This window comes from uncultured Jannaschia sp., from assembly GCF_947494055.1.
Lineage (GTDB): Bacteria > Pseudomonadota > Alphaproteobacteria > Rhodobacterales > Rhodobacteraceae > Jannaschia.
In genome coordinates, this window is record NZ_CANLTR010000006.1 from 178,476 (window position 1) to 191,868 (window position 13,393).

A 13,393-nucleotide genomic window follows, 5' to 3' on the forward strand; every position below is an offset into this window, starting at 1 on the left:
GTCCTATTGCGCCTTCAGCTCCAGCCGCCGCCGGTGCAGGACAGGCTCGGTATAGCCCGACGGCTGCACCCGCCCCTCGAAGACCAGATCCTGCGCCGCGCGGTAGGCCACGCTGTCGAAGTCCGGCGCCATCGGCCTGTAGCCCTGCGTGCCCGCGTTCTGCGCGTCGACCTTGGCGGCCATCTTGCGCATCGCCGCGTCTACCCGCTCGCGGGAGACGATGCCGTGATGCAACCAGTTCGCCAGCGCCTGGCTGGAGATGCGGCAGGTCGCGCGGTCCTCCATCAGGCCCACATCGTTGATGTCGGGCACCTTGGAGCAACCGATCCCGGCATCGATCCAGCGGACGACGTAACCGAGGATGCCCTGCGCGTTGTTCTCGATCTCGGCGTCGAGTTCCGCATCCGAGAGGTTGCGACCGTGCATGACGGGGATCGTCAGAAGGTCGTCGAGCGTGCCCCGCGGCCCGCCCCGCGCCAGATCGTCCTGCCGCGCCATCACGTCGACCTCGTGGTAATGCGTCGCGTGCAGCGTCGCCGCCGTCGGCGACGGCACCCAGGCGCAGGTCGCGCCGGCCTCGGGGTGGCCGGATTTCTGCGCCAGCATGTCGGCCATCCGGTCGGGCATCGCCCACATCCCCTTGCCGATCTGCGCCCGGCCCTTCAGCCCGCAGGCGAGGCCGATATCGACGTTGCGATCCTCGTAGGCCTCGATCCAGGGCGTCGTCTTCATCTCGCCCTTGGGCAGCATCGGACCGGCTTCCATCGAGGTGTGGATCTCGTCGCCGGTGCGGTCGAGGAAGCCCGTGTTGATGAAGGCCACCCGGTCCTTCGCCGCACGGATGCATTCCTTGAGATTCACCGAGGTCCGCCGTTCCTCGTCCATGATACCGAGCTTCACCGTGTTCGCGGGCAGGCCCAGCAGACGTTCGACGCGGGTGAAGATCGTGTCGGCGAAGGCGACCTCCTCAGGGCCGTGCAGCTTGGGCTTCACGACGTAGACGGAACCGGTGACGGAGTTCCGCAGCCCTTCGGCCTTCTTCAGGTCGTGCATGGCGATCAGCGTGGTGATCGCGGCATCCATCAGCCCCTCGGGGATCTCCATCCCGCCGTCCATCAGGATCGCGGGATTGGTCATCAGGTGGCCGACATTGCGGATCAGCATGAGCGCGCGGCCCTTTACCGTCCGGACGCTGCCATCCGGCGCATTGAACTCCATGTCGGGATTGAGCGCGCGGGTGAAGGTGGTGCCGCCCTTGGTCACCTCCTCGGTCAGGTCGCCGCGCATGAGGCCAAGCCAGTTCCGGTAGGCCAGCACCTTGTCCTCGGCGTCGACGCAGGCGACGGAATCCTCGCAATCCATGATCGCGGAGATCGCGCTTTCCAGATGGATCGCGTCGAGCCCCATCGGGTCGGTCTTGCCGATCGCCCCGTCCCGCGCCAGCACCAGCACGATGCCGAGGCCGTTGTTGCGCAGCAGGACCCGCACCGTCTCGCCGTCGCGCACCCAGCCGCGATAGGCGTCCGGATCGGCCAGTTCGTGCCCGCCGGGCTGTCCTTCCGTCCAGAACCGCGCCTCGGCGGTTTCCACGGTGAGGTGCCCGTCGGTCAGATCGAGGCCCTTCACGTCGCCCCAGGATCCGTGCGCCAGCGGGACGGCGCGATCGAGGAACGCCTTGCCCCAGCCGATAACCCGCTCGCCCCGGGCCGGATCGTAGCCGCCGCCTTCGGGCAGGTCGCCGATCGCGTCCGTGCCGTAAAGCGCGTCATAGAGATTGCCCCAGCGCGCATTCGCGGCGTTCAGCGCGTAGCGGGCATTGGTGATCGGCACGACGAGCTGCGGCCCGGGCATCGAGGCGATCTCGGGATCGGTGTCGGCGGTGCCGATGACGAAGTCGCCGCCCTCGGGAACGAGGTAGCCGATTTCCTCGAGGAAGGCGCGGTACTCGGCGGCGTCGAGTTCCTGTCCCTTCCGCTCGCGATGCCAAGCGTCGATCCGCTCCTGCATCCGGTCGCGGGTCGCCAGCAATTCGGCGTTGCGGGGCGCGAGGTCGGTCACGAGGTCGGCGAAACCGTTCCAGAACGTCTCGGCATCGATCCCCGTGCCCGGAAGGGCCTCGGTCTCAATGAAGGTCGCGAGCTCGGGCGCGACGCTCAGGGTTGATTTCTCGATGCGCGACATGATGCCTCCCGGTTCGGTTTCGGCGCGACGCTTAGCCCTTGGGCGCAGGGCGAGCAACCAGAACGCGCTGTACAGGCGACGCTCAGGCCTTGCCCGACCCTGCCGCTCCCTCGCGGCACCGGCGGGAGCAATAGCGGACCGCGTCCCAGTCCTTCGCCCATTTGCGACGCCACGCGAAGGGCCGCCCGCAGCGGGCGCAGACCTTGGTTGGCAGATCGCCCTTCCGCACCATCTTGGCCATGATACCTCCCTGCCCATGCCGACCGCCATCTAGCGGCACGGGGTCGCGCGGACAGGGGCTGGCCACCGGCTTGCGCCGGGCCTAGCGTCCGGCCGTCACGAAGGAGAATGCAATGCGCGACGCCGCCCCCGCCCAGGACAACCGGGTTCATTTGAAGGATTACGCCCCGGCCGCGGTGACCGTCACCCATGTCGACCTGCATTTCCGCCTCGACCCGCTCGCGACGCGGGTGCAGGCGCGGCTGTCCTGCGAGCGGCGGGGACCGGGCGACATGGTGCTCGACGGCGAGGCGCTGGAGACGATCACGGTCCTCGTGGATGGCGTCGATCCGGGCGACCGCATGCGGATCGAGGGCGACCGGATGATCCTGACGGACATGCCCGACTCGTTCCTTCTCGAGACGGAGGTGCAGATCGCGCCGGAACGGAACACGACGCTGACCGGCCTCTACATGTCGAACGGCATGTACTGCACCCAATGCGAGGCGGAGGGGTTCCGCCGCATCACCTGGATGCTGGACCGGCCCGACGTCATGGCGACTTACGACGTTGAGATCGAGGCCGACCTGCCGGTGCTGCTCTCGAATGGCGACGAGCTTCAGCCGGGAAGCTGGCGCGACCCCTGGCCGAAGCCCACCTACCTCTTCGCGCTGGTCGCGGGGAACCTCGTCGCGACCTCCGACCGCTTCACCACGATGGATGGCCGGGAGGTCGCGCTCAACGTCTGGGTTCGACCCGGCGACGAGGGGCGCACGGCCTACGCGATGGACAGCCTGAAGCGCTCGATGGCCTGGGACGAGCGCGTCTACGGCCGGGCCTACGACCTGTCGGTGTTCAACATCGTCGCGGTCGACGACTTCAACATGGGCGCGATGGAGAACAAGGGACTCAACGTCTTCAACTCCCGCTACGTGCTGGCCTCGCCCGAGACGGCGACCGACGCGGATTACGCCAATATCGAGCGCATCGTCGCGCACGAATACTTCCACAACTGGACCGGCAACCGCATCACCTGCCGCGACTGGTTCCAGCTCTGCCTGAAGGAAGGCTTGACCGTCTTCCGCGACCAGCAGTTCAGCCAGGACGAGCGCGGCTACGCGGTGCAGCGGATCGGCGACGTGATGAACCTGCGCGCGCGGCAATTCCGCGAGGATGCCGGCCCCCTCGCCCATCCCGTCCGGCCCGAGAGCTTCGTGGAGATCAACAACTTCTACACAGCCACCGTCTACGAGAAGGGTGCCGAGGTGATCGGCATGCTCAGGCGTCTCGTGGGCGACGACGGCTATGCCGCGGGCGTCGCCCTCTATTTCGAGCGCCATGACGGCGAGGCCTGCACGATCGAGGACTGGCTCGCCTGCTTCGAGGAGGCCGGCGACCGTGACCTGATGCAGTTCAAGCTCTGGTACAGCCAGGCCGGCACACCCCGCGTGGCAGTAACGGAGAGCTTCAACGACGGCACCTATCGCATTGACCTGAAACAGACCGTTCCCGACACGCCGGGTCAGACCGACAAGGCGCCGATGCATGTTCCGCTGGCCTTCGGCCTGCTCGACCGGGAGGGCGCGGAAATCCGGGAAACCGAGGTCTTCGAGTTGCGGGAGGCGGAAGCGTCGATGACCTTCGATCTGCCCGAGCGCCCGGTCCTGTCGATGCTGCGCGGCTTCTCCGCTCCGGTCATCCTCGAGTTCGAGCAGTCCGACGCGGACCGTCTTACGCTGCTGGCGCACGACACGGCGCCCTTCACGCTCTGGGAGTCGGGGCGCGCGTTGGCCAAGGATCGGTTGATGCGGGCGCTGACCGAAGAGGCCGGGTTCGACGCGGCGTGGCTCGACGCGGTGGCCGCGGTGACGACGGATGCCGAGGCCGCCCCGGCCTTCCGCGCGCTCAATCTCTCGCTGCCCTCCGAGGACGACCTTGCCGGGTCGCTGCACAATGCGGGCTACGTGCCGGACCCGGACCGGATCTACGCCGTCCGCCGGGCCGCGCAACTGGCGGTCGCGGAGCGTCTGGCGGACGACCTTCCGGCCCTGCGGGACACGATGGCCGTCCCCGGCACCTACGATCCGCGCGCCGAGGATGCCGGTCGCCGGTCCCTCGGCGCGGCGCTCCTGCGCCTGCAAACGTATCTCGACGGCGGCAAGGCCGCGCGTGTCGCCTACGACGCTGCCGACAACATGACCGACCGGATGTCGGCCTTCGTCTGTTTGCTCGAAGCCGGCGACGAGAGCGTGGCGGGCCGTTTCGAGGCGGATTGGCGTCACGACCGGCTGGTCATGGACAAGTGGTTCATGGCGCAGGTCGCCCATGCCGCGCCGCGCGACGCGGTCGGCACGGCCGAACGGCTGATGACCCATCCCGACTTCGACGGACGGAACCCGAACCGCCTGCGCGCCGTCATCGGCGGGCTGACGGGCGGCAATCCGGCGGGGTTCCACGCCGCCGACGGCTCGGGCTATGCCTTCCTCGCCGACTGGCTCCTGCGCGTCGACGGCGCCAATCCGCAGCTTTCCGCGCGCATGTCGCAGGCCTTCGACGGCTGGACCCGCTACGACGCCGACCGTCAGGCGCTGATGTGCGGCGCGCTCGAGCGCATCGCCGCGACCGACGGGCTAAGCCGCGACCTGTCGGAGATGGTGGAGCGGATGCTGGGCTGAAGCGGCGGGATCGTACCGTTACGAACGGGTTCTTAATTTCGCGTGGATTTGTCCGTGGCCTGCCTATATTTCCGCGCAAGACCATCAGGTCCGTCACGGGCCCGACATCCACGACCGTTACGGACAAGCACATGCGCGACCGCCTCGACCCCATGATCGCCGAACGGGCGCCCTGGCTGTCCCGCGGTTCGGTCGCCGCGCGCGCGGCGCGTATCGTTCTCGACCGGTTGCTGGCCTACGAGCGGACGGTCGAGATCGGGACGCATTACGTCGACCTCCCCGTCGACCGGATCATGGCCGACCTCGCGCGCCGCATCGCGCGCCGGGTGACGGCGACCGGGCTGGAAAACATTCCGGCGACCGGATCTGCCCTCGTTGTGGCCAACCACCCGACGGGCATCGCCGACGGGATCATCCTTCAGGACCTGCTCGTGCGGCGGCGGTCGGATGCGTTCATCTACGCCAACAGCGACATCATCCGCGTCCTGCCGCAATTTGCGGACCTCATCGTTCCGGTCGAATGGCGTCCCGAGTTGCGGACCGTCACCAAGACGCGGGAGACGATGGCCCTGACCCGCACCGCCTTCGAGAAGGGGCGGATCGGCGTGATCTTTCCCTCCGGACGGCTGGCCAAGCGACGCGGTCTGCGGCTGCACGAACGGCCCTGGATGGCCTCGGCCGCGATGATCGCCCGCAAGTTCGAGCTGCCGGTGATTCCCGTGCATATCCGCGCGCGGAACTCGGCGATGTTTTACGCCTTCGACGCGATCCACCCGACGCTGCGCGACATCACCCTGTTCCACGAGACGCTGAACAAGGACGTGCAGCCCTACCACATCACCTTCGGACGCCCGATCGACGGCGCCGCGCTGCCGAAGGACGCCGCTGCGGGGATCGAGATGCTGCGAGATGCGACCCTGCGCCTCGGATCGGAACGTCACGGCGAGATCAAGCTGACCGATACCCGCCCGGCGGGCCGCCTGCGGGGGCCCCGCACGGCCTGATCCGACTTCGGCGGGTCGTCGTTGATTGCCCTCTCCCGAGGCGGATTCCGGACTGACCCGCTCGACCCTCGATCGACCTGTCGGGCCAGGTCCGGAGGACTTTGCCTCAATTCGGAACGAAGCGGGCAAACCGCCGAAACCCTTTCTTCGCAACTTTCGTGACAGGAACCGGACGCGAACAGACGTCAGGTGGCGGCCGACGGCCGTCGTTGGAAAGGCGACGAGATCCCCATGGTCCAGCTTTCACCGAACCGCGTAGCGATCGCGATCATGTCCGCCGGGCTCGCGCTCGGACCCGTCCCCGCCTCCGCCGTCACGCTCGCCGCGCTGACCGAGCGCGACGAGCTTGGCTATACCTGCATCCCCGAGATCCTGCTCGAAACGGCCTACCGGGCCGAAGGCAAGGGCGTCGTGCTGCCGCGGACCTGCCTGCCCGAGCCCTGCGAGCGCCAGATTGCCCCCGAGGAGCTTGCAATGCTGATGGGGCGGAGGCCGAACGTGGTCGAATGGGGCGATTACGTCGCGCGCTATGCCGATCGTTGCGTGGCTGAAACCCGCGGAGCGTGGCGCACCCTCGACGTCGCAGATATCCGCGACGTGTCCTACGGCGACGACGAAACGCTGGCTTTCTGGGCGCCCGTCGTCTTTCCGGCGCGGATTCTCGCCGTGCAAACGAGTGCGGGCTCGACCACCCGCGGCGGAGCGGGCAGTCCGGCTGCGGGGCCCCCGCCGTTCGTGATGTCACCGCCGCTGATCAACTCGGGAAAGCCCCCGGAGGCCAGTCTCAAGCCAACCCGCGGCCCCGAGAATCCAGCGGAATCGGACCTGCCGGTCGTACCGTTGCCCCCGGCGCTTTGGCTTCTCGTCGGCGCGCTCGGCCTCGGTGGACTGGTCCGCCGCTTCACCTGACTCGGGCTGCTCGCACCTTCGCAAGTCAAATTGTGGAAGAAGATCGACAAGGTTCAACTCCGTAGTGACCACGCAAAGTGACGTTCCTCCCGAGTGCCGGCGAGGTCGGTCGGACCCGGATGGGGCCTGGCCGGGGCGACGGCGAAATTCGACCTATCGAAGGCGAAGAGTGGAAACGCGCAACGCCGCCCGATCAGGGCGGCGTCGCGTCAAATCCGATTGGTGCGGTCGAGAAGACTCGAACTTCCACGGGTGTTACCCCACAGCGACCTCAACGCTGCGCGTCTACCAATTCCGCCACGACCGCATCGGCCAATCGGACTGGCGGGGGGATAGCGGCGGCGGGCCGCCGCGGCAAGGGGGTCGGCGCCCGCCGGCCGCAAAAAAAGACCCGCCCGGACGGGCGCGCCCTAGACCATCATACAGCGAATGTCATTCCTGCACTGGTGCCGGGAAAGCCGGCAGCGTTGCCGGGATCGGCGCGGGGGCCTCCGCCGCGTCAGTCTCGGCGAGACCGGCCGCCCAGACGAGCAGCTCCGTGCGGTTCGGCTGGTTCGGCGCGAAGACCGGCTCCGCCCCGCCCGTCAGCGCGTCGATCGCCGTGCCGTACCAGTCCCGCGCGAGGTCCGACCGCGTCGCGGTGCCGAATCCGTCCTGCAGGTGGTGGCCGAGAAGCTCCGCATGCGGGGCCGATCCCATCGACACGAGGAGCAGCGCCGAGCCGAGCGCCACGCCCATGTTGTCACTGGCATATCCCGCCGAGAGGCAGAGCGTGGCGGTGGTGCGCAACTGGTCGGACGTCATGCCGGTGGTCGCGGCGAAGGCGTCCACGGCCTCCATCACATTGGCCTGCGGCTTCGAGGACAATGCCGCGATCTGCGAGGACATGGCGGGGCCGAAACTGCCGCATTGCGCCTGCACCATCTCCATCGTCGTGCCGGGCATCGCCGCAACCATCTGCTCGCCGGTATCGACCGCGAAGTTCCGCGCGAGGCAGAACTGCTCGGCACGCGCGACCGGCGCGTCGCCACCGTCGGAGGCGAGGACGAACCCGCCGCGCTGCGCCGTCAGCAGGTTCACCTTGCCGCAATGGCTGGCCAGGGAGTTGGCCGCGGCAACCGGCGCCGCGAAGGAGGGCAGCGCCGGGGCGGGTGCCGCCGCCAGCGTGGTCTCCGGCGGCTCCTGCACGGCCGGCGCATCGGGCTTGGCGGCCAAGATCGTGGTCGCCTCGTCCGCCAGCCGGCATCCATCGCCGTAACATTCGAAGCTCGCCGGCGTGGGCGAATGCGCGAGAAGGTCGTTCCGCGCGTAACCCGAGGGCGTCGAAACGAAGACCAGCGCCTTGCATTGCTGGGCCGAACACCAGAACGACGAGCCGGAATAGGACGTGTCGAGAATGAAGTCGTTGTTGCCGTCGCCGTTCAGGTCGGCAAGCTGCACGAAACCCGCGCGCTGCAGGAGTTGCTCGGGCGACGGGTCCGAGGAGGCCGCGATCTCGTCCACCGCGCGGCTGACTTCGAGCGGCAGGCCCGGATAGCCGACCATCCGCTCCCTTGGCTCGGCCTCGACGGGCCCTCCGGTCATCAGCGCGTATTGCGCCTTCAGCGCCGCACGCGCTCCGAGCGGCGAGGTCGAGATCAGGCGCAAGGTGTCCGGGTTGCCGGAGATCGCGCGGGTATGCGCGGCCGTCAGCACGTTGCGCTCGAAATCGGTGAGCGTGCCGTCGGCGGGCAGCGTCAGGAAGGCCTGCATGGCGGAGATGGCCCCGCGCGACCGTGCGCCCAGCACGCCGTCCGCGCCGCCGGCATCGAAGCCGAAATAGTTCAACGCGGTCTGCACTTCGCGGTTCTGCTGGCGCTGCGCGGAACTCATGGTGGGGGTCAACCGGCGCGGCGTGGTCGACCGATAGACCGTGCGGGGCCGCTGCGCGTGGTTGGCGATGGCCCCCCCGATGATCCCGCCGATGATGCCCCCGGCGATGTCGTCCGCGCCGGCAAGCGCCATCGGTGCGGGAAGGCAGAGGGTGATCGCGGTGGCAGCCGCGACAATGCGATTTGTAAACATGAACTCGTCCCTTCAGGTAACGGGCGAAACATTGCCACCGATTCGGCTCTGCGCCTAACGAAAAGTTGTGGGCGGGAAGGCGTTCTGTGGAGGAGCCTGAAGATGCAGCCCGACTGGATCCTGTCCGACGACTTCGTGCCCTACGATCGGGCGATCACGGAGATGGAGGCCCGCGTCGCCGCCATCCGGAACGGCGCGGCGAACGAGGCGATCTGGCTGCTAGAGCATCCCCCGCTCTACACGGCCGGCACGTCCGCCCGGCCTGCGGACCTGCGCGACCCCGACCGCTTCCCCGTGTTCGAGGCACGGCGTGGCGGGCAATACACCTATCATGGCCCCGGTCAGCGCGTGGTCTACACGATGCTCGACGTCGGCGCGCGCGGCCGCGACGTGCGTGCCTTCGTGCAGGCGCTCGAGGCCTGGGTGATCGACGCGCTTGCGGAGTTCGGACTCCGCTGCGTGATCCGTCCGGGCCGCGTCGGCGTCTGGATCGAGCGGCCCGAGAAGCCTCCCCTGCCCGACGGCACCACGCGCGACGACAAGATCGCCGCGATCGGCATTCGCCTGACGAAATGGGTGAGCTTTCACGGCCTGTCGATCAACGTGGAACCCGATCTGAGCCATTTCGACGGCATCGTGCCGTGCGGCATTACCGGACACGGAGTCACGTCGCTCGTCGATCTGGGCCTGCCGGTGACGATGGGCGATCTCGACGACGCGCTCCGGCGGACCTTCCTGCGTCATTTTACCTGACGCTACGGCGAACTGACGCGACCCGCCCCGCGCCATGTGCAGCGGACGGACCCCCGACTTCGCCACCCGCCACATGGCCGAGGCGACGGAAGCCGCGCTCGCATCCATAGGCGGACGCGCGACGAGTTCGACCGCATGCTCTGACATCCGGGCGGCGCCGAGGTCATCGTCGCGCTGGAGACCGCGCTCGGCATCGAGCAAGGTGCGCTCGACCTCGAACGCGAGGTGCTTCGCGAGCACGGCAACATGAGCGCGCCCACCGTTCTCTTCGTGCTCGACGCGGCGCGGAAGGCCGGACGGACCGGGCGCATGCTGATGTGCGGTCTCGGTCCCGGCTTCACCGCCTCCTACGTGCCCTTGGAGATCGCCGCTTGAGGCGCGGATGAGCGGCGCAACCGCGTTCCTCGCCTTCCTCGTCGCGCAGCGGCTGGGAGAGCTGTGGATCGCGCATCGCAACACGGCGCATCTCCTCGCACGCGGCGGGATCGAGCATGGCGCGGTCCATTATCCCACCATCGTCGCGCTGCACGCCGCGTGGATCGGCGCGCTCGCTTGGTTCGGATGGGACCAGCCGGTCCATCTGGGCTGGCTCGTCGTCTTCGTTCTGCTCCAGCTCCTGCGTGTCTGGGTGCTCGCGACACTGGGGGAGCGCTAAACCACGCGGATCATCGTCCTGCCCGAACCGGTCGTCACGCGCGGGCCGTTCCGCCTGATCCCGCATTCGAACCATGCCGTCGTCATTGCCGAGATCGCCGTAACCCCCCTCGTGCTCGGCCTGCCCTGGATCGCGCTCGTCTTCTCGATCCTGAACGCCGCGCTCCTCTTCGGCGTTCGCATTCCCGCCGTGTCGCGGGCCCTGGCGCCCTATCGTGAGCGACCCGCGCCGCCGCGGGAACTTTCCCTGCCGGCGCGACCTCTTGTGCCGTTGCCCACAGGCGACGCGATTGCTAGAACGCGCCACGAACGTGCCGGGGTATCGCCCGGCGCGGGAATCGCATTTCACGTCCACGGGGAGCGACCGAATGGCCGACGCCGCACATACGGGACACGAGGCGCACGGGAAGCCCGGCTTCTTCACGCGCTGGTTCATGTCCACGAACCACAAGGATATCGGGATCCTCTACCTGTTCGTATCGGGTCTGGCAGGGTTCATATCGGTGGCCTTCACCGTCTACATGCGGCTCGAGCTGATGGACCCGGGCGTCCAGTACATGTGCATGGAGGGGGCGCGGTTCACCGCGGCGGCGGCCGGCGAATGCACGCCCAACGGGCACCTTTGGAACGTGCTGATCACCGGCCACGGCATCCTGATGATGTTCTTCGTGGTCATCCCGGCGCTCTTCGGGGGCTTCGGCAACTACTTCATGCCGCTGCATATCGGCGCGCCGGACATGGCGTTTCCGCGATTGAACAACCTCAGCTTCTGGCTTTTCGTCGCGGGCACCTCGCTCGCCGTGACCTCGGTCCTCGTGCCGGGCGGCAACGGTCAGGCCGGGTCCGGCATCGGCTGGGTGCTCTACCCGCCACTTTCGACGACCGAGCAGGGCCTGTCGACGGACATCGCGATCTTCGCGGTCCACGTCTCCGGCGCCTCGTCGATCCTGGGCGCGATCAACATCATCACAACCTTCCTCAACATGCGCGCGCCGGGCATGACGCTGCACAAGGTGCCGCTCTTCGCCTGGTCGATCTTCGTGACCGCGTGGCTCATCCTGCTGGCGCTGCCCGTGCTCGCCGGCGCGATCACCATGCTACTGACCGACCGGAACTTCGGGACGACCTTCTTCGACCCGGCGGGCGGCGGCGACCCGGTGCTCTACCAGCATATCCTGTGGTTCTTCGGCCATCCCGAGGTCTACATCGTCGTGCTGCCGGCCTTCGGCATCGTCAGCCACGTCGTCGCGACCTTCTCCAAGAAGCCGATCTTCGGCTACCTGCCGATGGTCTACGCGATGGTGGCGATCGGCGCCCTCGGCTTCGTCGTCTGGGCACACCACATGTACACGGTGGGCATGTCTCTGACGCAGCAGAGCTACTTCATGGTCGCCACGATGATCATCGCGGTGCCGACGGGCGTGAAGATCTTCTCCTGGATCGCGACGATGTGGGGCGGCTCGATCGAGTTCAAGACGCCGATGCTCTTCGCGATCGGGTTCATCTTCCTGTTCACTGTCGGCGGAGTGACCGGCATCGTGCTGAGCCAGGCCGGCATCGACCGCGCCTATCACGACACCTACTACGTCGTGGCACACTTCCACTATGTGATGTCGCTCGGTGCCGTGTTCGGCATCTTTGCGGGCATCTACTACTGGATCGGTAAGATGAGCGGACGGCAATATCCCGAATGGGCCGGAAAGCTTCATTTCTGGGCGTTCTTCATCGGCGCAAACCTGACCTTCTTCCCGCAACACTTCCTCGGGCGTCAGGGCATGCCGCGCCGCTATATCGACTATCCGGATGCCTTCGCGCTCTGGAACCACGTCTCCTCCTGGGGCGCGTTCCTCAGCTTCGCGTCGTTCCTGTTCTTCATCGGCGTGATCTTCTACACGATCATCGCCGGTCAGCGCGTGCGGACGCCGGCCTATTGGGGCGAGCATGCGGACACGCTGGAATGGATCCTGCCGAACCCGCCGCCGGAGCACACGTTCGAGACCCTGCCCACGCGCGAGATGTGGGACCGGCATCCGCATCACTGATGCCCTTCCGGGTCACCAGAGACATGGAGGAGGCCCCGGCACAGTCCGGGGCCTTCGCGTTCGAGGTGGAGCTCTGGCCCCACCAATCGCTGACCGGCACCGGCTTCGTCTGGGTGATCGGGATCGCCTTCGGTCTGGCCTGCATTCCACTGGTCGGCCTCCTCGGCACGGTCGTCTTCATGGCGATCCTGCCCTTCGCGATGATCTCGGTGGGTGGGCTCTGGTGGTCGCTCCAGCGGAACTGGCGCGACCGCGATATCCACGAGACCTTCGCGATGACCCGCGACCGTGCCCGTCTCGTGCGGATCGATCCCGACGGGCGCCGCCGCGACTGGGAGGCGAACCCGTACTGGTTGCGAGTCGAGCGGCATGAGAAAGTCGGCCAGGTCGAGCACTACCTCACCCTCGGCGGCGGTCCCCGCAAGGTCGAGATCGGCGCTTTCCTGACGCCAGCCGAACGACGAGACCTCGAACGCCGTCTGCTCACGGCGCTCGGCCGGGTGAAGTCTTTGCCGCGAGACTGAAGCGTTTTGACTGCAAGGGGGCCGGCCCACCGACAATAGCTTCGGAACCGATCGCGGCTACCGGAAGCGTCCCTTCGACGCAGCCGCCCGATCATGAGCAACTTCGATCCGACCTTACGGGTAATGCCGTAGCCTAGCGCATCCCTCTTCGATCCGGCACGGGATGTATGCGCCCTTGGGTTCCTATAGTAGTGCCTCGCCGAGTTCCTTAGTCGCGTCGGTCAAGGGCTGATCTTCTTTGTGCTTCATCCCGTGAGCCGGGCTTTGGGGTTCTTGCCACGATCCTCGCGTTGGTTTGCAAGGCAGTAGCTATGACGAACAGAAAGGTGCTCTCGACGCCCGGCCACCTGATGAGCGTTGCGGCGCGC

The 13,393-nt window shown here is 67.5% G+C and carries 10 protein-coding genes, 1 tRNA gene and 2 pseudogenes; 9 read left to right on the forward strand and 4 right to left on the reverse strand.

What is annotated here, in order from left to right:
• Positions 1-3: 3 nt before the first annotated feature.
• Positions 4-2,181 (reverse strand): malate synthase G, encoded by a 2,178-nt coding sequence (locus Q1A87_RS08685; RefSeq protein ID WP_299649793.1) that lies wholly within the window; start codon positions 2,179-2,181, stop codon positions 4-6.
• An 82-nt stretch (positions 2,182-2,263) separates the two neighbouring features.
• Complete coding sequence (locus tag Q1A87_RS08690; RefSeq protein ID WP_299649796.1) at positions 2,264-2,422, reverse strand: DUF2256 domain-containing protein; 159 nt, start codon at positions 2,420-2,422, stop codon at positions 2,264-2,266.
• Positions 2,423-2,534: 112 nt separating this feature from the next.
• On the opposite strand from Q1A87_RS08690, the gene pepN reads away from it, so the two are divergent.
• From pepN to Q1A87_RS08705, 3 genes are all read left to right on the forward strand, one after another.
• Complete coding sequence (gene pepN, locus Q1A87_RS08695; RefSeq protein ID WP_299649799.1) at positions 2,535-5,075, forward strand: aminopeptidase N; 2,541 nt, start codon at positions 2,535-2,537, stop codon at positions 5,073-5,075.
• Between the two features lie 131 nt (positions 5,076-5,206).
• Positions 5,207-6,079, forward strand: coding sequence for a 1-acyl-sn-glycerol-3-phosphate acyltransferase (locus tag Q1A87_RS08700; RefSeq protein ID WP_299649802.1), 873 nt, complete (start codon positions 5,207-5,209; stop codon positions 6,077-6,079).
• Between the two features lie 231 nt (positions 6,080-6,310).
• Positions 6,311-6,988 carry a hypothetical protein gene (locus tag Q1A87_RS08705; RefSeq protein WP_299649805.1) on the forward strand — a complete coding sequence of 226 codons (678 nt, stop codon included), beginning with the start codon at positions 6,311-6,313 and terminating at the stop codon, positions 6,986-6,988.
• Positions 6,989-7,208: 220 nt separating this feature from the next.
• Here the strand turns inward: Q1A87_RS08705 and Q1A87_RS08710 are convergent.
• Both Q1A87_RS08710 and Q1A87_RS08715 read right to left on the reverse strand, forming a co-directional pair.
• Positions 7,209-7,295 (reverse strand) — tRNA-Leu (locus Q1A87_RS08710).
• Between the two features lie 125 nt (positions 7,296-7,420).
• Positions 7,421-9,052 (reverse strand): peptidoglycan-binding domain-containing protein, encoded by a 1,632-nt coding sequence (locus tag Q1A87_RS08715; protein ID WP_299649808.1) that lies wholly within the window; start codon positions 9,050-9,052, stop codon positions 7,421-7,423.
• A gap of 102 nt (positions 9,053-9,154) precedes the next feature.
• On the opposite strand from Q1A87_RS08715, the gene lipB reads away from it, so the two are divergent.
• From lipB to Q1A87_RS08745, 6 genes and pseudogenes are all read left to right on the forward strand, one after another.
• Positions 9,155-9,805 carry a lipoyl(octanoyl) transferase LipB gene (gene lipB, locus Q1A87_RS08720; protein ID WP_299649811.1) on the forward strand — a complete coding sequence of 217 codons (651 nt, stop codon included), beginning with the start codon at positions 9,155-9,157 and terminating at the stop codon, positions 9,803-9,805.
• A 156-nt stretch (positions 9,806-9,961) separates the two neighbouring features.
• Positions 9,962-10,180: pseudogene (locus Q1A87_RS08725) on the forward strand (type III polyketide synthase); the annotation flags it as partial.
• A 7-nt stretch (positions 10,181-10,187) separates the two neighbouring features.
• On the forward strand, positions 10,188-10,460 hold the full coding sequence (locus Q1A87_RS08730; RefSeq protein ID WP_299649814.1) for a hypothetical protein: 273 nt from the start codon (positions 10,188-10,190) through the stop codon (positions 10,458-10,460).
• Positions 10,461-10,472: 12 nt separating this feature from the next.
• Positions 10,473-10,655, forward strand: a pseudogene (locus Q1A87_RS08735) (isoprenylcysteine carboxylmethyltransferase family protein); the annotation flags it as partial.
• A 172-nt stretch (positions 10,656-10,827) separates the two neighbouring features.
• Positions 10,828-12,501, forward strand: a complete 1,674-nt coding sequence (locus tag Q1A87_RS08740) for a cytochrome c oxidase subunit 1 (protein WP_299649817.1) — start codon at positions 10,828-10,830, stop codon at positions 12,499-12,501.
• A gap of 23 nt (positions 12,502-12,524) precedes the next feature.
• A complete protein-coding gene (locus tag Q1A87_RS08745) occupies positions 12,525-13,025 on the forward strand; it encodes a DUF2244 domain-containing protein (RefSeq protein WP_299649820.1) in 501 nt (166 codons plus the stop codon).
• The last annotated feature ends 368 nt before the right edge of the window (positions 13,026-13,393 follow it).

Bases quoted from the DNA above. Each gene is read 5' to 3' on its own strand.
- Q1A87_RS08700 (WP_299649802.1), top strand. From the start codon at position 5,207: ATGCGCGACCGCCTCGACCCCATGATCGCCGAACGGGCGCCCTGGCTG.
- Q1A87_RS08715 (WP_299649808.1), bottom strand. From the start codon at position 9,052: ATGTTTACAAATCGCATTGTCGCGGCTGCCACCGCGATCACCCTCTGC.
- Q1A87_RS08690 (WP_299649796.1), bottom strand. From the start codon at position 2,422: ATGGCCAAGATGGTGCGGAAGGGCGATCTGCCAACCAAGGTCTGCGCC.
- Q1A87_RS08740 (WP_299649817.1), top strand. From the start codon at position 10,828: ATGGCCGACGCCGCACATACGGGACACGAGGCGCACGGGAAGCCCGGC.
- Q1A87_RS08730 (WP_299649814.1), top strand. From the start codon at position 10,188: ATGAGCGGCGCAACCGCGTTCCTCGCCTTCCTCGTCGCGCAGCGGCTG.
- Q1A87_RS08705 (WP_299649805.1), top strand. From the start codon at position 6,311: ATGGTCCAGCTTTCACCGAACCGCGTAGCGATCGCGATCATGTCCGCC.
- lipB (WP_299649811.1), top strand. From the start codon at position 9,155: ATGCAGCCCGACTGGATCCTGTCCGACGACTTCGTGCCCTACGATCGG.
- pepN (WP_299649799.1), top strand. From the start codon at position 2,535: ATGCGCGACGCCGCCCCCGCCCAGGACAACCGGGTTCATTTGAAGGAT.
- Q1A87_RS08685 (WP_299649793.1), bottom strand. From the start codon at position 2,181: ATGTCGCGCATCGAGAAATCAACCCTGAGCGTCGCGCCCGAGCTCGCG.
- Q1A87_RS08745 (WP_299649820.1), top strand. From the start codon at position 12,525: ATGGAGGAGGCCCCGGCACAGTCCGGGGCCTTCGCGTTCGAGGTGGAG.